At 70.3% G+C, this 23,602-nt stretch carries 1 protein-coding gene (only partly in view); it reads left to right on the top strand.

What is annotated here, in order from left to right; translation table 11 throughout:
• The first annotated feature begins 211 nt into the window (after positions 1-211).
• Positions 212-23,602 carry the 5' portion of a non-ribosomal peptide synthase/polyketide synthase gene (locus ACFQ9K_RS33175; RefSeq protein ID WP_378713616.1) on the top strand. 20,280 nt of this gene lie beyond the right edge of the window, so only the first 23,391 of its 43,671 coding nucleotides appear in the window; its start codon is at positions 212-214; the stop codon falls past the right edge of the window.

Here is a 23,602-nt window from a genome sequence, read left to right as displayed (position 1 = left end):
ATGCCCGGCATTGCCGGTCGGTGGGTAACGGGCGCGGTCGCGCCTATGTAACAAGGTCACCCTGGCGGACAGATAGTGCCAATGAGCTTTTTTTGCCTGATTGATTAGAGAACTGAACCCCGAGACGCGGGCGCCACGCTGGGATAGGTGAGCGTCCTGTCCGGGTGTCGTCGGGGAGCGCTTGCGTGGTGTTCCGGAAGCGAGGTTACGGTTGGACCGGCTGGATTTCGGCGGAAACGGCGAAGCTGGTGACGAACGGGCGCACGCTGGTTCGGACTACTTCCCGCTGTCTCCTGCACAGCTGGGCATCTGGTACGCGCAGCATGTCGACCCGCAGGTGCCGGTCAACATCGCGCAGTACGTGGATCTGCACGGCGCGCTGGATGTCGAGATCCTGGAACAGGCCAGCATCGACGCCTCGCACGAGCTCGGTTCGGGCTTCCTGCGCATCATCGAACGCGACGGTGAGCCGTTGCAGTACGTCGATCACAGCATCGCCGACTACGACAAGGTCACCTATGTAGATCTGCGCGCCGAGGCCGATCCGGCCGCGGCCGCGATGGCGTGGATGCGGGCCGAGTACAGCAGGCCGATGGATCTGACCACCGATCGCCTGATCACGATCGCGGCGCTGCAACTGGCCGACGACCACTGGTACTGGTACTCCCGGGCGCATCACGTCACGCTCGACGGCTTCGGCGCCATGACCAACCTGAACCGGATCGCCGAGCTCTACACCGCGTACACCAACGGCACCGAGCCCGCCGCCTCCAAGGCCACCGACCTGCGCACGCTCTATGAGCAGGAAATGGCCTACCGCGAGAGCACGCGATTCAGCTCGGACAAGGAGTACTGGACCCAGCGGGTCGCGGGGCTGGAGGACGGCACCAGCCTGACCGGCCGCTCCGCCCCGCCCGCCGCGATCAACGGGATCGCCAGCGCGGCGTTGTCGGACGAGCAGAACACGCTGCTGGAAGCGGCTGTGCAGCGCCATGATTCGTCGCCGGCCGGGCTGCTGCTTGCCGCGTTCGCCGGGTATCTGGCGCAGTGGAACGGCGTCGAGGACGTCATCCTGAGCCTGCCGGTGACCGCGCGCACCACCGCGGCGATGCGCCGCTCGGGTGGTGTGTCGTCGAACATCGTGCCGCTGCGGTTGCACGTCGGGCACGACACGACGGTCGGCGAACTGCTCAAGCAGGTGACGGTCGAGGTGTCCGGCGCGCTGCGGCATCAGCGCTACCGGCACGAGGACATCCGCCGCGACACCGCCGGTGACGGCGTGGTGACCACCGAGTTCTTCGGGCCGTGGGTCAACATCATGCTGTTCCACGACGAGCTGGTGATGGGCCCGATGGTCGGCCAGCTGCACGTGCTGTCCACCGGCAGCATCGAGGATCTCGGCGTCAACTTCTATCAGTCGGTCGCGGGCACCCGCTCGCACATCGACTTCGAGACCAACCCGAACCTCTACACCGAAGCCGAAGCGCAGCGCCATCATTCGCGCTTCCTGGAGTTCTTCGACCGGTTCCTCGGGGCCGCGGACGACGCCGCGGTCTGGGCGCTGGACGTCACCACCGCCGCGGAGCGGGAGCGCTCGCTGCTGGAGTGGAACGACTCCGACCAAGAGGTGCCCGACACCACGCTGTCCGCGCTGCTGGATGCGCGGATGCCGGTGGCGCCGGACAACATCGCGCTCGACTTCGAGGGCGCGACCCACACCTACGCGGAGTTCGACGCACGGGTCAACCGGCTGGCCCGGTTCCTGATCGCCGACGGCGTCGGCCCCGAATCGCTGGTCGCACTGGGCATGCGGCGGTCGTTGGAGCTGGTCGTCGGCATGCACGCGGTGCTGAAGGCCGGTGGCGCGTACGTGCCGATCGATCCGGATCATCCGGCCGATCGCACCGCCTACATCCTCGACAGTGCGGCACCGGTCTGTGTGCTGACGCTGTCGGCCGATGAGCTGGAGTTGCCGGAGTCGGTGCGGCAGGTGCAGATCGACACCCTGGATGTGTCGGAGTTCTCCGCCGCGCCGGTGACCGACGCGGACCGGCTCGCGCCGCTGCGCCCGGACAACACCGCCTACGTCATCTACACCTCGGGTTCCACCGGACGTCCCAAGGGCGTTGCGGTCACCCATCACGCGATCGTCAACCAGCAGCTCTGGATGCTCGACGAGTACCGGCTCACCGCGGACGACGTGTATCTGCAGAAGACCGCGACCACGTTCGACGTGTCGCTGTGGGGTTACTTCCTGCCGCTGCTGGTGGGCGCGAAGCTGGTCATCGCCTCGCCCGACGGCCATCGGGATCCGCTGTACGTGGCGGAGATGATCGAGCGGCACGGCGTCACCGTGACCGACTTCGTGCCGTCCATGCTCACGGTGTTCGTCGCGCACGCGACGCGGGCGCAATGTGCCACGCTGCGTGCGGTTTTCGTGATCGGCGAGGCGCTGCCGCCGGAGACCGCCGCGGGTTTCCGCGCGATCACCTCGGCGGGCCTGCACAACCTGTACGGCCCCACCGAGGCCGCCGTCTCGGTGACCTACTGGGAGGCGACCGCCGCCGACACGGTGACCGTGCCGATCGGCATCCCGGAGTGGAATGTCTCGGTCTACGTGCTGGATTCGCGGCTGCGACCGGCCGCGATCGGCGCGCCGGGCGAGCTCTACCTCGGTGGCCGTCAGCTGGCCCGCGGCTATCGCGGGCGCCCGGATCTGAGTGCGGATCGCTTCGTCGCGAATCCGTGGTCGGACAACGGCGAACGCATGTACCGCACCGGCGACCTGGTGCGCTGGAACGACGCGGGCACGCTGGAATACATCGGCCGCACCGACTTCCAGGTGAAGTTCCGTGGTCAGCGCATCGAGCTCGGTGAGATCGAGACCGATCTGCTCGCGCATCCCGCGGTCAGTCAAGCCGTCGTGCTGGTGATGGATACCGCCACCGGTCAGCAGCTGGTGGCGTATGTGGTTCCCGCGCCGGGGCATTCGGTAGATCCGACCGAGCTGACCAGGTTCGCGGCCGAGAAGCTGCCGAGCTACATGGTGCCGGCCTCGATCATGGTGCTGGACGCCTTCCCGCTCAACACCTCCGGCAAGCTGGACCGAAAGGCGTTGCCGGAGCCGGTGTTCAGCGTGGACGCGACGAGCTTCCGCGCCCCGCGCACCCAGGCCGAGCAGATCGTGGCGGGCATCTTCGCCGACGTGCTGAGCCAGGACCGCATCGGCATCGACGACAACTTCTTCGATCTCGGCGGTAACTCGCTGGTCGCGACCCAGGTGGTGTCGCGGATCGGAGCGGCGTTCGGCACCCAGATCGGGGTGCGGGCGCTGTTCGAGTCTCCGACCGTGGCCGGGATCGCCGCCCGCGCGGAGAACGCGAGCCAGACCGAGGGCGCCCGGCCGCCGCTGGTGGCCCAGCAGCTGCCCGAGCGGGTGCCGCTGTCGCTGTCGCAGCAGCGGATGTGGTTCATCAACCAGTTCGACTCGACCGTGCCCGCCTACAACCTGCCGTTCGTGGTGCGGTTGCGCGGCGAGGTCGACCTGGACGCGTTGCAGGCCGCGCTGATCGACGTGGTCGCGCGCCAGCAGTCGCTGCGCACGATCTTCCCCGAGTCCGGTGACGGCGGCTACCAGCAGGTGCTGCCGGTCGACCAGGTCGATCTCGGCATCGCGATCGAGCCGATCGACGAGGCCGCGCTGCACGGTGTGCTCACCGCGTTCGCCTCCACCGGCTTCGACGTGTCCCGGGAGCTGCCGATCCGGGTCCGGGTCTACGCGGTGACCGGCGGCCGGGACAACGGCACCGCCGATTACGCGGTCGCCTTCGTGGTGCATCACATTGCCGCGGACGGCTTCTCGTTCGGCCCGCTGGCCCGCGACGTCGCCGCCGCCTACCTCGCGCGCGCCGCGGGACAGGCGCCGAGCTGGGCGCCGCTGCCGGTGCAGTACCAGGACTTCAGCGTCTGGCAGCGCGAGCTGCTCGGCGCCGAGTCCGATCCCGGCTCCATGGCCGCCCGCGAAATCGCCTACTGGCGCAGGGCATTGGCCGGGCTGCCCGACCAGCTCGATCTGCCCGCCGACCGTCCGCGCCCGCCGGTGCAGAGCTTCAGCGGTGGCCGCGTCGCCTTCGACATCGATGCCGAACTGCACCAACGGCTTTCGGCGTTGGCGCGGGCGCAGGGCGTGAGCCTGTTCATGGTCATGCACGCCTCCCTGGCCGTGCTGCTCGCCCGCCTGTCCGGCACCAACGACATCGCCATCGGCACCCCGGTCGCCGGGCGTGGCGAGCAGGCCCTCGACGACCTGATCGGCATGTTCGTCAACACGCTGGTGCTGCGCTCGGAGGTCGACGGCAGCGAGCCGTTCAACGAATTCCTGGCCCGCACCAGGGAAACCGATCTCGCCGCGTTCGCGTTCGCGGACGTGCCGTTCGAGCGGCTGGTCGAGGTGCTCAACCCGACCCGCTCGCAGGCCCGGCATCCGCTGTTCCAGGTGATGCTCTCGTTCCAGGAAATGTCGCACGCGACCCTGGAATTACCCGGGCTCTCGGTCACCGCCGACGAGCTCGAGGTCGATATCGCCAAGTTCGACCTGCAGTGGACCGTGACCGAAGAGCGTGGCGCGCAGGGGGAACCGGCCGGCATGGCCGCCGTGGTCTCCTTCGCCACCGACCTGTTCGACGCCGCGACGGTCACCGAATTCACCCGCCGCTACCTGCGTGTGCTCGAGGCCGCGGTCAGTACCCCGCAGACCGCGGTGCGCGACATCGACATCCTCGACGACGCCGAGCGCGCCACGGTGCTCACCGGCTGGAACCGGACCGCGCACCAACTGCCCGCGGCGACCGTGCTCGAGCTGTTCGAGGAACAGGTCCGCCTGCGCCCGAACGACATCGCCGTCCTGTTCGACGGCGGCACGCGCAGCGCGGGCGAATTCGGCCCGCAGGTCCAGCTGACCTACGCCGAGTTCTCGGCGCGGGTGAATCGCCTGGCGCGCAAGCTGATCGCCGAGGGCGTCGGCCCGGAGTCGCTGGTCGCCGTCGGCATCCGCCGCTCGGTGGACATGCTGATCGCCATCTACGCCACCATGACCGCGGGCGGCGGCTACGTGCCGATCGATCCCGATCACCCGGCCGAGCGCACCGATTACGTGCTGGCGAACTCGACACCGGTGTGCGTGCTGACCACGCTGTCGGACGACGTCAAGTCCGCCGACCGCCCGGTGATCGCCGTCGACGCCTTGGATTTGCGCGAGTTCGGCGACGGACCGGTCACCGACGCCGAGCGTCGCGCACCGCTGCGCCCGACGAACACCGCGTACGTGCTCTACACCTCCGGCTCCACCGGCAGGCCCAAGGGCGTGGCGGTCAGCCACGCCAGCGTGCTGAACCAGATCGCCTGGATCACCGGCGAATACCGCATGGGCCCGGCCGATGTGGTGTTGCAGAAGACCCCGGTCACCTTCGACGTGTCGGTGTGGGAGTTGTTCGGCACCTTGACCGTCGGCGCTCGCATGCTGATCGCCGCGCCGGACGGGCATCGCGATCCGATGTACCTGTCCGAGATCATCGGCAGGCACCAGGTCACCATGACCTCGTTCGTGCCGTCCATGCTCTCGGTGTTCGCCGGCGCCGCGTCCACCGCCGAATGTGCCTCGCTGCGTGCGGTTCTGGTCGCCGGTGAGGCGCTGCCGCCGGCCACCGTCGCCGCGTTCCGGCAGTTCTCCACCGCCGCGATGCACAACCTGTACGGCCCGACCGAGTTCACCGTGCACGCGACCGCCTGGCACCTGAACGAGGTCGCCCCCACCTCGGTGCCGATCGGGCGTCCGGTGTGGAACGCGCAGGCCTATGTGCTCGACGAGGGCTTGGCGCCGGTTCCGGTCGGCGTGCCCGGCGAGCTGTATATGGGCGGCGTGCAGACCGCCCGCGGCTACCACGGCCGCCCCGACCTGAGCGCGGAACGCTTCGTCGCCAACCCCTTCGGCGCGCCCGGCACCCGGCTCTACCGCACCGGCGACCTGGTCCGCTGGGTCGAACCGCGCGATCCCGAGGTCGGCGCGGCGGGCGTGCTGGAATACATCGGCCGCACCGACTTCCAGGTGAAGTTCCGCGGCCAGCGCATCGAGCTCGGCGAGATCGAGGCCGCGCTGCTCGACCACCCGGCCGTCACCCAGGCGGTCGTGCTCGTGCTGGACACCGTGGCGGGCGACCAGCTGGTTGCCTACGTGGTCACCCCGGCGGGCCCGGTCGACATCGACAACATCAAGAACGCCCTGCATCGCACGCTGCCCGCCTACATGGTGCCGTCGGCGATCGTGGTGCTGGAGGCGTTGCCGCTCAACCCGTCCGGCAAGCTCGACCGCAAGGCGCTGCCCGCGCCGGTGTTCGAGGTGCGCGAATTCCGGGCGCCCACAACGCCGATCGAGGAGATCGTCGCGCAGATCTTCGCCGAGGTGCTCGGCATCAACCGGGTCGGCGTCGACGACGACTTCTTCGAGCTCGGCGGCAACTCGCTGATCGCGACCCAGGTCGCCTCCCGCCTCGGCATCGCGCTCGATACCCGCGTCCCGGTGCGCATGCTGTTCGAGGCGTCCACCGTCGCCGCGCTCGCGGCCAGGGTGGAGTCGCACGCCGGTGACGGTGCGCGCAAGGCCCTGGTCGCCCGGGTTCGCCCGGAGGAAGTGCCGCTTTCGCTCGCGCAGCAGCGCATGTGGTTCCTCAACCGGTTCGACACCGCGTCCGCGGTGAACAACATCCCGGTCGCCATCCGCCTGTCCGGCGACCTCGATGTGGCCGCGCTGCAGGTGGCGGTCATCGACGTGATCGACCGGCACGAGTCGCTGCGCACCGTGTTCCCGGAGACCAAGACCGGTCCGGTGCAGGTGGTGCTGGACGCGGCGCAGATCGTGCCCGACCTGACGCCGATCCCGGTGACCGAGCACAACCTGATCGACCACCTGGTCCAGCTCGCCTCCATGGCGTTCGACGTGACCAGCGAAGTGCCTTTGCACGCAAGGCTTTTCGAGATCAGCGAGACCGAGTACGTGCTCGGCATGGTGGTGCACCACATCTCCGCCGACGGCTGGTCGATGGGCCCGCTGGCCCGCGACGTGATGGTGGCCTACGCGGCGCGTACCTCGTGGGAGGCGCCGGCCTGGTCGGCGCTGCCCGTGCAGTACGCCGACTACGCGCTGTGGCAGCGCGAGGTGCTCGGTTCCGAGGACGACCCGAGTTCGTTGATCGCCAACCAGATTCGCTACTGGACTCGCGAACTCGCGGACCTGCCGGACGAATTGGTGTTGCCCTCGGACCGGCCGCGCCCCGCGGCGGCGTCCTATCGCGGCGGCACCTACCCGTTCGTGATCTCCGGGGAGACCCAGCGCGCGCTGGTCGATCTGGGCCGCAGGCACAACGCCTCGCTGTTCATGGTCATGCACAGCGCGCTGGCCGTGCTGCTCGCCCGGGCCAGCGGCACCGCCGACATCGCCATCGGCACACCGGTGGCCGGTCGCGGCGAGGCCGCGCTGGACGACCTGATCGGCATGTTCGTCAACACGCTCGTGTTGCGCACCGAGGTCGACGGCGCGGCGAGCTTCGCCGATCTGCTCGCGCAGGCCAGGGAGAAGGACCTGCACGCGTTCGCGCACGCGGACGTTCCGTTCGAGCGGCTGGTCGAGGTGCTCAACCCGGCCCGCTCGCAGGCCAGGCATCCGCTGTTCCAGGTGATGCTGACCTTCCAGAACACCAGGCAGGCCAGCCTCGAGCTGCCCGGACTCTCGGTCAACGGCGTCGACTACGACGCCCGCCTGGCCAAGTTCGACCTGCAGCTGACCCTGCAGGAGACCCAGGACGAACTGGGCGACGCGGCCGGCATGTCGGCCGAATTCTCCTATGCCGAGGACCTTTTCGACGAGGGCACGGTGGCCGCGTTCGCGCGCAGGCTGGACCGGGTGCTGGCGGCGGTCACCGCCGACCCGAACGTGCCGATCGGCGACATCGATCTGCTCGCGCCGCACGAGCAGGCGCAGGTGCTGGTCGACTGGAACGACACCGCACACCGAGTTCCGGCCGAGACCCTGGTCTCGCTGTTCGACGCGCAGGCCGCGGCCACGCCGGACGCGGTGGCCCTGGTTTTCGACGAAGAGCGGCTCACCTACCGGGAGCTACAGGTGCGGGCCAACCGCATCGCCCGGCAGTTGATCAAGGCAGGCCTCGGCCCGGAATCGCTGGTCGCCCTGTCGATCCGGCGCTCCAACGAGCTGGTCATCGCGATGTACGCGGTGTTGCAGACGGGCGCGGCGTACGTGCCGCTCGACCCGGATCAGCCCGCCGACCGGATCAACCACATCGTCGACACCGCGCGCCCGCGGATGATCCTGTACCGCTCGGCGGACGGGTTCGACATCGACCTGCAGCGTGAGGTCTCGGTCATCGCGATCGAGGGCATCGAGGGTGTGCCGGGCATGGCCGCCTCCAGCGGCGCGCCGATCACGGATGCCGAACGCACCCGGCCGCTGCGGCCGGGCAACACCGCCTACGTCATCTTCACCTCGGGTTCGACCGGCCGGCCGAAGGGCGTGGCGGTGAGCCATGCCTCGATCGTCAACCGGCTGCTGTGGATGCAGCACAAGTACCCGATCGGCGCCGGCGACGCGGTGCTGCAGAAGACGCCCGCCACCTTCGACGTGTCGGTGTGGGAGTTCTTCTGGCCCTTGCAGACCGGCGCGCGGCTGGTCGTGGCGAAGCCGGACGGGCATCGCGACCCGGTGTACCTGGCGCAGATCATCGCCGAACACGGCATCACCACGGCGCATTTCGTGCCGTCCATGCTGTCGGTGTTCGTATCCACCCTCGGCAACGAGAACGGCGACGCGGACGGTTACCCGTCCTCGCGGCTGCGGCAGGTGTTCGCCTCCGGTGAGGCGCTGCCCGCGCCGACCGCGCAGCGCCTGCGCGAGCTGACCGGCGCCCAGCTGCACAACCTGTACGGCCCCACCGAGGCGGCCGTCGACGTCACGTATCACGAAGTGACGGAAGCGGATTCGACCTCGGTGCCGATCGGCGCCCCGGTGTGGAACACCCGGGTCTTCGTGCTCGACGCCCGCCTGCATCCGGTCGCCCCCGGTGTCGCGGGTGAGCTCTATCTCGCGGGCGATCAGCTCGCCCTCGGCTACCTCGGCCGCCCGGATCTGACCTCGGATCGCTTCGTCGCCAATCCGTACGGCGGCGCGGGGGAGCGGATGTACCGCACCGGTGACCTCGTCACCTGGACCGCGGCCGGCGAGCTGGAGTATTTGGGCCGCACCGACTTCCAGGTGAAGCTGCGCGGTCTGCGGATCGAGCTCGGCGAGATCGAGGCCGCGCTGCTGGCCCAGCCCGGTGTCGCGCAGTCGGTCGTCGTGGTGCGCGCCGACGCGCACGCCGGCGATCAGCTGGTGGGTTACGTTGTCGCCGAATCGGGTTCGGTCATCGATACCGACGCGGTGAAGCTGGCGCTGGCCGGTCTGCTGCCCGGCTACATGATTCCGGCCGCGCTGGTCGTGCTCGACTCCTTCCCGGTCAACGCCTCCGGCAAGCTCGATCGCCGGGCGCTGCCCGCGCCGGTGTTCGAGGCCAAGCAGTTCCGGGCCCCGGCCACGCCGATCGAGGAGATCGTCGCGGAGGTCTTCGCCGACCTGCTCGGGCTGCCGCGCGTCGGCGTGGACGACGACTTCTTCGAACTCGGCGGCAACTCACTGGTGGCCACCCAGGTGGTCGCGCGGCTGAGCGCGGCGCTCGACACCGAGGTCGGCGTGCGCGTGCTGTTCGAGGCGCCGACCGTGGCCGCGCTGGCCGCCCGCGTCGAATCGCGGGCCGGAACCGGTGCGCGCCAGGCGCTGACCGCACAGGTGCGCCCCGAGCGCCCGCCGCTGTCGCTGGCGCAGCAGCGGATGTGGTTCCTCAACCGCTTCGACGCCGACTCGGCCGCCAACAACATTCCGGCCGCGGTGCGGCTGGAGGGCGCGCTGGATCTGGCCGCGCTGCGCGGCGCGGTCGCCGACGTGGTCGCGCGGCACGAATCGCTGCGCACCGTCTACCCGTCCCAGGACGGCGTCGCCTACCAGCGGGTGCTGCCCGCGACCAGGGCGATCCCGGACCTGGAGGTCTTCCCGGTCGCCGAGGGCCAATTGCTCGGCGCCCTCTACGAATTCGTCGAACGCGGCTTCGACGTGACCGCCGAGCCGCCGGTGCGACTGCGCGCCTACCAGCTCGGCGATCAGGATTACGTGCTGGTCGTCGTGGTGCATCACATCGCGACGGACGGCTTCTCGATGCGGCCACTGGTCCGCGACCTGATGACCGCCTACGTGGCCCGCACCTCGGCGTCCGAGCCGGGCTGGCCGCCGCTGGCGGTCCAGTACGTGGATTTCGCGCTGTGGCAGCGGGCAACCCTCGGCTCCGAGGACGACCCGACCTCGCTGATCTCCGAGCAGCTCGACTACTGGCGCACCGCGCTCGACGGCCTGCCCGACGAGCTGCGCCTGGCCGGACGTCCGCGGCCCGCGGTCGCGTCGTATCAGGCCGGGACGCACCGGTTCCGGGTGCCCGGCGAGCTGATCGACGAGCTGAACCGGGTCGCGCACGCGCACGGCACCACGCTGTTCATGGTGGTGCACAGCGCCTTCGCGGCACTGCTCGCCCGACTGAGCGGCTCCGACGACATCGCCATCGGCATCCCGGTGGCCGGCCGTGGTGACCAGGCCCTGGACGACCTGGTCGGCATGTTCGTCAACACCCTGGTGCTGCGCGCGCAGGTCGACACCGACGCGTCGTTCACCGACCTGCTCGCCCAGGTCCGCGAGCGTGACCTGCAGGCATTCGCACACGCGGACGTGCCGTTCGAGCGGCTGGTCGAGGTGCTCAACCCGGCCCGTTCGCAGGCGCGGCATCCGCTGTTCCAGGTGATGCTGTCGTTCCAGAACCTCGGCCGCGCCTCGCTCGAGCTGCCCGGCCTGCTGGTCTCCGAACTCGGCATCGACCAGCCGACCGCGAAGTTCGACCTGCAGCTCACGCTGAGTGAGGTGCAGGGCACCGAGGCGTCGATGGACGCCGAACTGCTCTATGCCACAGATCTTTTCGACGGCGGGTTCGCGAATACCTTCGCCGAGCGCTTCCTGCGCGTGCTGGCCGGCGTCGCCGCCGAGCCGACCGCGGCGGTGGGCGATATCGATCTGCTGGACCCGGCCGAGCGTCAGCTGGTCGTCGAGCGGTGGAACGACACCGAATTCCCGGTGGACGCGGCGCTGACCTCGCCGGTCGGCGATGCCGCGGCGACGCTGGTCTCGCTGTTCGAGGCCCAGGTCGCGCGGACGCCCGAGGCACACGCGGTGACGTTCGAGGGGACAAGTCTGTCCTACGCCGAGTTCGCCGGCCGGGTGCACCGCCTGGCACGCTGGCTCAAGCAGAACGGCGTCGGCCCGGAATCGTATGTCGCGCTTGGCATGCGGCGCTCGATCGACCTCCTGGTCGGCATGTACGCGGTGAACGCCGCCGGCGGCGCGTACGTGCCGCTGGATCCGGATCACCCGGCCGAGCGCACCGATTACATCCTCGACACCGCGCGCCCGGTCTGTGTGCTGACCTCGGGCTCCGACCTGGAGTCCACCGGCTCCCGGCAGGTGCGCATCGATCAGCTGGATCTGTCCGAGTTCTCGGACGCGCCGCTGACCGACGCGGACCGGCACAAGCCGCTGCGCCCGGCGAACACGGCGTACGTGATCTTCACCTCCGGCTCGACCGGCCGGCCGAAGGGGGTCGCGGTCTCGCACGCGGCCATCGTCAACCGCCTGGTCTGGATGCACGCGGAGTACGGCCTGGCGGCCTACGACGTGGTGTTGCAGAAGACGCCGGCCACGTTCGACGTGTCGGTGTGGGAGTTCTTCTGGCCCTTGCAGGTCGGCGCGCGCCTGGTGATCGCCAAGCCGGACGGTCACCGCGATCCCGCCTACCTGGCCCGGCTGATCATCGAAGAGCGGGTCAGCACGGCGCATTTCGTGCCGTCCATGCTGTCGGTGTTCGTCGCCGAGCCGCGCGCGGGCGAATGCGTCAGTCTGCGTAATGTTTTCGCCTCCGGCGAGGCGTTGCCCGCGGTGACCGCGCAGCGACTGCGCACGCTGACCGGCGCGCGGTTGCACAACCTGTACGGCCCGACCGAGGCGGCCGTCGACGTCACCTTCCACGAGGTGACCGAGGCCGACACCAGCTCGGTGCCGATCGGCGCCCCGGTGTTCAACACCCAGGTGTACGTGCTGGATTCGCGGCTGCGGCCGGTTCCGGTCGGGGTGCCCGGCGAGCTGTACCTGGCCGGCGCGCAGCTGGCGCACGGCTATGTCGCCCGTCCGGACCTGACCACCGAGCGGTTCATCGCGAATCCGTTCGGCGACGCCCAGCGCATGTACCGCACCGGCGACCTGGTGTCCTGGACCGAGGGCGGCGAGCTGGAGTACCTGGGCCGCACCGACTTCCAGGTGAAGCTGCGCGGTCTGCGGATCGAGCTCGGCGAGATCGAATCCGCGCTCACCGCACTGGAATCCATCGCCCAGGCGGTCGTGCTGGTGCGCACCGACGAGCGAGCGGGCGATCAACTCGTCGCCTACGTGGTCGGCGACCCGGACCGGGCGCTGGACGTCGAGTCGGTGAAGACCGCGCTCGGCGCGCAGCTGCCCGCGTACATGGTGCCCGCGGCCTATGTGGAGCTCGACGCGTTCCCGCTGAACCCGTCCGGCAAGCTCGACCGGCGGGCGCTGCCCGAACCGACGTTCGCGGCCAAGACTTTCCGCGCCCCGGTCACCCCGGTGCAGGAGATCGTCGCCGATACCTTCGCCGCGGTGCTCGGCGTCGAGCGGGTCGGCCTGGACGACGACTTCTTCGAACTCGGCGGCAACTCCCTGGTCGCCACCCAGGTGGCGGCGCGCCTCGGCGAGGCGCTGGACACGCAGGTTCCGGTGCGCGCGCTGTTCGACGCGTCGAGCGTCGCCGCGCTGGCCGCGCGCGTGGAATCGGCGGCGGGACAGGGCGGCCGGGCGCCGCTGGTGCCGCAGGAGCGCTCCGGGCTGGTGCCGCTGTCGCTGGCCCAGCAGCGGATGTGGTTCCTCAACCGGTTCGACAACCGCACCGCGGTCAACAACATTCCGGTCGCCATCCGGCTCACCGGTGACCTCGACGTCGCGGCGCTCAATGCCGCGATCGGCGATGTGCTGGCTCGGCACGAGGCGCTGCGCACCGTCTACCCCGAGGTGGAAGGCACTGGCTACCAGCGCATCCTGTCGGTCTCCGAGGTGTCGTCCGAGGTCGTCGCCGAGCCGGTGACCGCGGCCGAACTGCCCGCGCGCATCGTCGAGCTGGCGAGCTACCCCTTCGACGTGACCCGCGAGATCGCCTTCCGCGCGAGCCTGCTCAGCCTGGATCCGCGCAATCACGTCGCGGTACTGGTCATGCATCACATCAGCGCCGACGGCTTCTCGCTGCGGCCGCTGCTGCGCGACGTGGTCGTCGCCTACAGCGAGCGCACCCGCGGCGAGACGCCCGCCTGGGCGCCGCTGGACGTGCAGTACGCGGACTACGCGCTGTGGCAGCGCGAGGTGCTCGGCGTCGAGCACGATCCGGAATCGGTGGCGGCCCAGCAGATCGCGTACTGGGTCGAGCAGCTGCGCGATCTGCCCGATCAGATCGAGCTGCCCGCCGACCGGCCGCGCCCGGAGATCGCCTCCAATGCCGGTGGCACGCACAACTTCTCGGTCGACGCCGAGCTGCACGCCGCGCTGGTCGAGCTGGCTGGGCAACGCGGGGTCACGCTGTTCATGGTCGTGCACGCGGCGCTGGCCGCGTGGGCGAGCAGGCTGTCCAACAGCTCCGACATCGCCATCGGCACCCCGATCGCCGGCCGCGGCGAGCGGGCACTGGACGACCTGGTCGGCATGTTCGTCAACACGCTGGTGCTGCGCAGCGAGGTGGATCCCGCCGCCGCCTTCAGCGAACTGCTCGAGCAGGTGCGCCGGACCGACCTGGCCGCGTTCGGCAATGCCGACGTGCCGTTCGAGCGGCTGGTGGACGTCATCAGCCCGGCTCGCTCGCAGGCGCATCACCCGCTGTTCCAGGTCGCGCTCACCTTCGAGGCGGCCTCGGCCGCCGACATGGGCACCGTCGAGCTGCCCGGCCTTGACCTCGACGTGGTCGAATTCGACGCGGGCACCGCGAAGTTCGACGTGCAGCTGACCGTCGGCGCGGCCGCGGACGGCGCGCTGGCGCTGTCCTGGAACTACGCGACCGAGCTGTTCGATCCGGAGACCGTGGCCTCGTTCGCCGACCGGCTGGTGCGCGTGCTGCACGCCGTCGCCGAGGACCCGCAGATCGCGGTCGGCGACATCGACCTGCTCGGCGAGTCCGAGCGCTTGGACGTCTCGCAGCGCTGGGTGTCGTCCGGAATGGACGCCGTGGCGCGAGCGACGGGCGCGGAGGCGGCAGCCCGCGTAACCACGGAGCGCACCGGGAGCGCCACCAATGGATACAGCTCAGGTGGTTTCAGTAATTCAGCGGCCACTCTGGTCACGGTGTTCGATGCGGCCGTCGCCGCGCATCCGAACCGCGTCGCCGCGCGCTTCGGCGTCGAACAGCTGACCTACGCCGAGCTGGATCGGCGCGCGAACATCTTGGCGCGCAGGCTGATCGCGGACGGCGCCGGACCGGAGTCGCTGGTCGCGGTGATTCTGCCGCGCTCGCTTGACCTGGTCGTCGCGCTGGTCGCGGTGGTCAAGACCGGCGCGGGTTATGTGCCGGTCGATCCGACCTATCCGGCCGATCGCATTGCGTTCGTGCTCGCGGACTCCCAGCCGACCAGCGTGATCCTGGACTCGACGGTCCAGGTGACGGTGCCGGTGGACCTGCCGAGCGTGGTGCTGGACGGCTTCGCGGTGGAGACCGGCAACGTCGAGGACGCCGACGACGCGCCGATCACCGACGCGGACCGCAACGCGGCGCTCTCGCCCGATCATGTCGCGTACGTCATCTACACCTCCGGTTCGACCGGCCGCCCGAAGGGGGTCGCGGTCGCGCACCGGAATGTGGTGCGGCTGTTCGCCAATACCGATCGCGACTTCAACTTCGGCCCCGACGACGTGTGGACGCTGTTCCACTCCTACGCCTTCGACTTCTCGGTGTGGGAGCTGTGGGGCCCGCTGCTGTTCGGCGGCACCCTGGTCGTGGTCGACTACTACACCTCGCGGTCGCCCGAGCAGTTCCTGGAACTGCTGCGCGCGGAACGGGTCACGGTGCTCAACCAGACCCCGTCCGCGTTCTATCAGCTGGCCGAGGCCGATCGCAACGCCGCACCCGAGGCCGCCCCGCTCGCGCTGCGCTACGTGGTGTTCGGCGGCGAGGCGCTCGAACTGCGCAGGCTCTCGGATTGGGTTGCCCGCCACGGCGATTCGGCGCCGCTGCTGGTCAACATGTACGGCATCACCGAGACCACGGTGCACGTGTCCTACCGCGCGCTGGACGCGGCGACCATCGCCGCCGCCTCCGGCAGCGTGGTCGGCCGGGCCATCGCCGGACTGCGGGTGTTCGTGCTGGACAGCCGGCTGCGTCCGGTCCCGGTCGGCGTGGCGGGCGAAATGTACGTCGCCGGACCGCAATTGGCCCGCGGCTACCTCGGTCGCCCCGACCTGTCCGCCACCCGGTTCGTGGCCAACCCGCTGGCCGGCTCCGACTCGGCGGGCTCGCGGCTCTACCGCTCCGGTGACCTCGCCCGCTGGAACCGCTTCGGCGAACTCGAATACCTCGGCCGCGCCGACGATCAGGTGAAGGTCCGCGGCTTCCGCATCGAACTCGGCGAGATCGAGTCCGCGATCCTGGCCCAGCCGGGCATCGCCCAGGCGGCGGTCATCGTGCGCGAGGACCAGCCGGGCGATCAGCGGATCGTGGCCTACGTGGTCGCCGAGCCCGACGTCGTCCCGGTGCTCGACCGGGTGCGCGACGGCGCCGCCGAGCGGCTGCCGTCCTATATGGTGCCCGCGGCCCTGGTGCGGCTGGAGTGGATTCCGTTGACCGTCAACGGAAAGCTCGATCGCCGGGCGCTGCCCGCCCCCGCGGTGCAGTCGCGGGCCTTCCGCGCGCCGGTCACCCCGGTGCAGGAGACGGTGGCCGCGGTGTTCGCCGAGGTGCTCGACCTGCCCAGGGTCGGCGTCGACGACGACTTCTTCGACCTCGGCGGCAACTCGCTGATCGCGACGCGGGTGGTGTCCCGCATCGGCGCCGCGCTCGGCACCACGGTCGCGGTGCGCGCGCTGTTCGAGGCGCCGACCGTCGCCGCGCTGGCCGCGCGGGTGGAATCGCATGCCGACGGGGCCGCGCGGGCCAGGCTGGTTGCCCGGCCGCGCAAGGCCGACGAACTGGTGCCGCTGTCGTTCGCACAGCAGCGGATGTGGTTCCTGAACAAGTACGACACCTCCTCGGCGGCCTACAACCTGCCGGTCGCCATCCGCCTGACCGGCGCGCTCGACGTGGCCGCGCTGCGGCTGGCGGTGGCCGACGTGGTGCGCAGGCACGAATCGCTGCGCACCCGCTACCCCGAGCACGGCGGCACCCCGGTCCAGGTGATCGTGCCCGCCGAGAACATCGCGCTCGACCTGCATCCGGTGCAGGTGGATCCGGCCGAGCTGACCGCCGTGGTGACCGACTTCGTCACCACCGGATTCGATGTGGCCGAACAGGTTCCGCTGCGCACCCGGCTCTACAGCGCGGGGCCGGACGAGCACGTGCTGGTTGTCGTGGTGCACCACATCGCGGCCGACGGCTTCTCGATGGGCCCGCTGACCCGCGACGTGATGCTCGCCTACTCGGCGCGCACCCAGGACAGCGCGCCCGGCTGGGCGCCGCTGGCCGTGCAGTACGCCGACTTCGCGGTCTGGCAGCGCGAGGTGCTCGGCACCGAGGACGATCCGGACTCGCTGATGGCGCGCCAGGTGGCGCACTGGCAGCGGGCCCTCGACGGCGTCCCGGACGAGCTGACCCTGCCCACGGACCGGCCGCGCCCGGCGATCGCCTCGTTCCGCGGCGCGACGCTGCACCGCGAGCTGCCCGGCGAGCTGATCGCCGCGCTGGAAGACATTGCCCGCCAACGCGGTGCGTCGCTGTTCATGGTGATGCACGGCGCGCTGACCGTGCTGCTGTCGCGGCTGTCCGGCGCGGACGACATCGCGGTCGGCACGCCGATCGCGGGCCGCGGCGAGCAGGCCCTCGACGACCTGGTCGGCATGTTCGTCAACACCCTGGTGCTGCGCACCGGGATCGACGCCGCCGAGTCGTTCACCGAGCTGGTGGATCGGGTGCGGCGCACCGACCTGGACGCGTACGGCAACGCCGACGTGCCGTTCGAGCGACTGGTGGAGCTGCTCGCCCCGGAACGCTCGCAGGCGCGCAATCCGCTGTTCCAGGTGATGCTCGCGTTCCAGAACCTGGATCGCACCAGCCTCGAACTGCCCGGGCTCTCGGTGTCCGCGCTCGATCTCGAAGAGAGCATCGCGCGCTTCGACCTCCAGTTCACGCTGTCCGAGCTGGGTGAACCCGGCACGGCCGGAATGGCTTTGGCGCTCACCTATGCCACCGAGCTGTTCGACGAGTCGACCGCGGCGGAGATCGCGCAGCGCTGGCAGCGGGTGCTCGAGGCCATCGCCGCGAACCCGGCCATCGCGGTCGGCCAGATCGACGTGCTCGATGCCGCGGAGCTGGCCGACCTGACCGCGCGCACCGGCGAGGCGGCCACACCCGCGCGGACGCTGCCGGAGCTGATCGCCGAGGCCGCCGCCATCGACCCGGCGGCACCCGCGGTGGTCTTCCAGGGGCGCAGTCTGTCCTACGCCGAGCTGGACGAACGCTCGAACCGCCTGGCCCGCCTGCTGATCGAGCGCGGCCTCGGCACCGAGGATCTGGTCGCGGTCGCCGTGCCGCGCTCGGACGACTCGTACTTCGCCGAATGGTCGGTGGCCAAATCCGGCGCCGCCTTCGTGCCGATCGACCCGACCTACCCGGCCGACCGCATCGCGCACATGGTCACCGACTCGGGCTCGCCGGTCGGCCTGACCGTGACGTCCGTGCGCGGCGACCTGCCGGACTCGGTCGAATGGCTGGTCCTCGACGAGCTGGATCTGTCCGGCGTCGACGCCGCCGCGATCACCGACGCCGAGCGCGTGCGTCCGGTGCGGCCGGAACATCCGGCCTACGTGATCTACACCTCCGGCTCCACCGGCGTGCCCAAGGGCGTCGTGGTCACGCACGCCGGTCTGGCGAACTTCCGGGACGAGCAGAATGCCCGTTACGACGTCGACTCGTCTACGCGCGCACTGCATTTCGCGTCGCCGAGCTTCGACGCGTCGATCCTCGAGTTCCTCCTCGCGATCGGCCGCGGCGGCGCCCTGGTGGTCTGCCCGCCCGGGGTGTACGGCGGCGAGGAACTGGCTGAGCTGATCCGTGCCGAGCGGGTCACGCACGCGTTCATCACGCCATCGGTGCTCGCCTCGCTGGATCCGGCCGGGCTGGCCGGCATGCGGGTGATCGTGGCCGGCGGCGAGGCGGTCCCGGCCGACCTGGTGACCAAGTGGGGCGGCGCGCCGGACGGTTCCGGCCGGCGCTTCCACAACGGTTACGGCCCGACCGAGACCACCATCATGACCAACATCAGCGACCCGCTGACGCCGGGCGATCTGGTCACCATCGGCGGCCCGACCCGTGGCATGCAGTCGCTGATCCTGGACGCCCAGCTCCGGCCCGTTCCGGTGGGTGTCGCGGGTGAGCTCTATATTTCGGGCGTTCAGCTGGCCCGCGGTTACCACGCGCGGGCCGGGCTGTCCGCAGACCGCTTCGTGGCGAATCCGTATGTCGCCGGAGCTCGGATGTACCGCACGGGTGACGTGGTGCGCTGGACCCGCACCGGTGAGGTCGAATACGTCGGCCGGTCCGACTTCCAGGTCAAGGTGCGTGGTTTCCGCATCGAGCTGGGCGAGATCGACGCGGCGCTGGCGGCGCACGAGAGCGTCGACTTCGCGGTCACCGTCGGCCACAGGAGTTCCGCGGGGGCCACCTCGCTGGTGGCGTATGTGGTTGCGGCGCAAGGCCGTTCGATCGATGTCGCGGCGCTGACCGCATACGTCGAGGATCGGCTGCCCGCCTACATGGTGCCGTCGGCGATCATGGTGATCGACCGGGTGCCGCTCACCCCGGTGGGCAAGCTGGATCGAAAGGCGTTGCCGGAGCCGGTGTTCGCGACCGAGGTCGTGTTCCGGGCGCCGCGCACGCCGGTCGAGCAGACCATCGCCGAGGTGTTCGCCGAGGTGCTCGGCCTCGAGCGGGTCGGCGTGGACGATTCGTTCTTCGCGCTGGGTGGCGACAGCATCGTCTCCATTCAGCTGGTGTCGCGGGCCAAGGCGCGCGGCGTGGTGTTCACCCCGCGGCACGTCTTCGAGCAGCGCACCGTGGCCGGGCTGGCCGCGGTCGCCGAAACCGCCGACGCCGCAGCGGCTTCGGCGGCGGTGCTGGCCGAGCTGCCCGGTGGTGGCGTCGGCACGATGCCGCTGACCCCGGTCGTGCGGTTCATGGCCGAGCGGCGCGGTTCGTTCGGGCGGTTCAACCAGACGCTCGCGCTGGAGCTGCCGGTCGGCATCGACCGGGCGGGCATCGTCGCGACCGTCGGCGCGGTCATCGACCGGCACGACATGCTGCGGGCGAGCCTGCGACAGGTCGACGGCGAGTGGATTCTCGAAACCGCCGCTGCCGGAACGGTCGACGTGGACGCGCTGGTCGACCACCAGACCTTCGACGCCGGTATCGATGATGCCGAGCTGATCGAGATCGCCTCCGCCGCACTGGATTCCTCGCTGGATCGGCTCGATCCCGCCGCGGGCGTCGTGGTTCGGTTCGTCTGGCTGGAGCCGTCGGGCGGCGAACGCGCCGGGCGACTGATCGTCGTCGGTCACCACCTGGTGGTCGACGGTGTCTCCTGGCGCATCCTGGTGCCGGACTTCGTCGCGGCCTGGGGCCAGCGCACCGCGGGGCAGCAGCCCGAGCTGGTCGCGCCGGCCACCTCGATGCGTGCCTGGGCGCACGCGCTCGAACGCGAGGCGCGCAGTGCCGAGCGCGTCACCGAACTCGAGCACTGGCGTTCGGTGGTCGACGCGGCCGATCCGCTGCTCACCGAGCGGCCGATGGACCCGGCGGTCGACACCTCCGGAGTCATCGAGAAGCTGCGGGTCGAGGTGTCCGCCGAGGTCACCAAGGCGCTGCTGACCACGGTGCCCGCGCTGTTCCACGGCGGCGTGAACGATGGCCTGCTCACCGCGCTGGCGCTGGCCACCGCGAAATGGCGGGCGCGCCGGGCGGGCGCCCGCGGCGACTCGCTGCTCATCCGCCTGGAGGGCCACGGCCGCGAAGAGGACATCGTGCCCGGCGCGGACCTGTCGCGCACGGTCGGCTGGTTCACCGCGATCTTCCCGGTCCGCTTCGACCTGTCCGGCATCGATATCGACGCCGCGCTGGCCGGCGGACCCGCGCTCGGTCAGGCGGTCAAGGCGATCAAGGAGCAGCTGCTCGCGGTGCCGGACAAGGGCGTCGGCTACGGACTGCTGCGCTACCTGAACCCGGAAACCGCCGCCGAACTGCCGGTCGAGCTGCCCGGCCAGGTGAGCTTCAACTACCTCGGCCGCGTGTCCGAGGGGGACGTGCCCGAGTCGCTGCGCGGCTTCGGCTGGATTCCGGCCGCCGAGCTGGGCGCGCTGGGCGGGGCCTACGACGCGGACATGCCCGCGATGGCGCCGCTGGACATCAACGCGATCGTCACCGGCGACAAGCTGACCGCGAACATCGGCTACCCGTCGACACTGCTCGACGCCGCCGCCGTCCGCGAGTTCGGCGAGCTGTGGACGACCGCGCTGGAAGCGGTTGCCCGGCACGCCAATTCGACCGGCGCGGGTGGCCACACCCCGTCCGACTTCGGCCTGGTGCGCAGTACGCAGGGCGATATCGACGGCTGGGAGCGGCGCTTCCCGAACCTGGCCGATGTCTGGCCGCTGTCCGCGCTGCAAGCCGGCCTGCTGTTCCATGCCAGGCTCGCCGCCACCTCGGTGGACGTGTACACCGCACAGGCGGTGCTCACCCTCACCGGACGGGTGGACGCGGCCCGGTTGCGTTCGGCCGCACAGGCTTTGGTCGATCGCTACGAGAACCTGCGCACCGCGTTCGTCACCGATCGCGACGGCAGCCCGGTGCAGGTGGTCCTGGACAGCGTCCGGGTCGCCTGGTCCGAGCACGACCGGATCGAGCAGGGCAACGGCGACGACCTGATCGCCGCCGACCGCACCAAGCGCTTCGATCTGACCGAGCCACCGCTGATCCGGTTCACGCTGATCCAGGTGGCGCGCGACCGCTGGCAGTTCGTGGTGGCCAACCACCACATCCTGCTCGACGGCTGGTCCATGCCGCTGCTCATGCAGGACCTGCTGGTGCTCTACGCGGCGCACGCGGACACCAGCGTGCTGCCCGCCGTGCGGTCCTACCGGCACTTCCTGGAATGGACCGCGCAGCAGGATCATTCGGCCTCGGTCGCGGCCTGGGCGAACGCGCTGCGCGGGGTCACCGAGCCGACGCTGCTGGCCCGGCCGGATGCCGGACGCGAGATCACCTCGCTGTCCGGGGAGTACTTCTTCGAACTCGACGAGCAGGCCACCGCGCGGCTCACCGCGCTGGCCGGTTCGCTCGGCGTCACGCCGAACACCGTGCTGCAAACCGCGTGGGGCATCCTGATCGGCCGGATGACCGGCCGCGACGACGTGCTGTTCGGCACCACGGTGTCCGGGCGCCCGGCGGATCTGTCCGGCGTGGAGTCGATGGTCGGCCTGTTCATCAACACCGTGCCGGTGCGGGTGCGCTTCGACCCGGCGGAGTCCGCGCGGCAGCTGCTCGCCCGGACCCAGGGGGAGCAGGCGGATCTGCTCGATCACCACTACGTCGGCCTCGCGGACATCCAGTCCGCGGCGGGCATCGGCGGGCTGTTCGACACGCTCGTGGTGTTCGAGTCCTACCCGGTGGATGCCGAGGGATTGCAGGCGCAGGCCTCCGACATCGACGGCATGGCGGTCGTCGGCCTCGACGCGGCCGACGCCACGCACTACCCGCTGACGCTGATCGCCCAGCTGGACTCGAAGCTGCGGGTCCGCGCGGGCTACCTGCGCGATCTGTTCGACGAGCAGACCGTGCGGCGCATCGCCGATCGCCTGATCCGGGTGCTGACCGCGATCACCACCGAACCGGCGGTGCCGGTCGGCGATATCGAGCTGCTCGACACCACCGAGCGCGAGCTCGTGGTGGCCGGCTGGAACGACACCGCGCACGAGGTGGATTCGGCCGCGACGCTGGTCTCGATGTTCTACGACCAGGCCGCGCGCACGCCCGACGCGACCGCGCTGAGCTTCGAGGGGACACATCTGTCCTACGACGAGTTCGCCGGTCGGGTCAATCAGCTGGCCCGCTGGCTGATCGCCCGCGGTGTCGGCGCGGAATCGTATGTGGCGCTCGGCATGCGGCGCTCGATCGACCTGGTCGTCGGCATGTACGCGGTCGCCGTCGCCGGTGGCGCGTACGTGCCGCTGGATCCGGATCACCCGGCCGAGCGCACGGAATACATTCTGGCCACGGCCGATCCGGTGTGTGTGCTGACCTCGGGCAGCGACCTGGACATCGATACCGCGCAGGTGCGGATCGACCTGCTCGATCTGAGCGGGCTGTCCGAGGCCGCGATCACCGACGCGGATCGCCGGTCGCCGTTGCGCCCGTCGAACACCGCGTACGTGATCTTCACCTCCGGTTCGACCGGTCGCCCCAAGGGCGTCGGCGTCGCGCACGCGGCGATCGTGAACCGCCTGGTGTGGATGCAGGCCGCCTACCAGCTCAACCCCGCGGACGCGGTGTTGCAGAAGACCCCGGCCACGTTCGACGTGTCGGTGTGGGAGTTCTTCTGGCCCTTGCAGATCGGTGCGCGACTGGTGGTCGCGAAGCCCGACGGGCATCGGGACCCGGCGTACCTGGCCGAGATCATCAGCGGTGAGCGGATCACCGTCACCCACTTCGTGCCGTCGATGCTCGCCGTGTTCGTCGCCGACGCCGCTGCGGCGCAGTGTGATTCGCTGCGGCTGGTGTTCGCCTCCGGTGAGGCGCTGCCGCCCAAGCCCGCGCATCGCCTGCGCGAGCTGACCGGCGCGGCGCTGCACAACCTGTACGGCCCGACCGAGGCCGCGGTCGACGTGACGTTCCACGAGGTCATCGACTCCGACACCGACACGGTGCCGATCGGTGCGCCGGTGTTCAACACCCAGGTGTACGTGCTGGATTCGCGGTTGCGCCCGGTGCCGGTGGGTGTCGCGGGTGAGCTGTATCTGGCGGGCACACAGCTGGCCCGCGGCTACGTCGCGCGTGCGGATCTGACCAGCGACCGGTTCGTGGCCAACCCGTACGGCGCGGCCGGCGAGCGGATGTATCGCACCGGCGACTTGGTCTCCTGGACCGCGGACGGCGAACTG

It is taken from the genome of Nocardia sp. NPDC056564 (assembly GCF_042793755.1).
GTDB lineage: Bacteria > Actinomycetota > Actinomycetes > Mycobacteriales > Mycobacteriaceae > Nocardia.
This window is presented reverse-complemented; position numbering and strand designations above follow the sequence as displayed.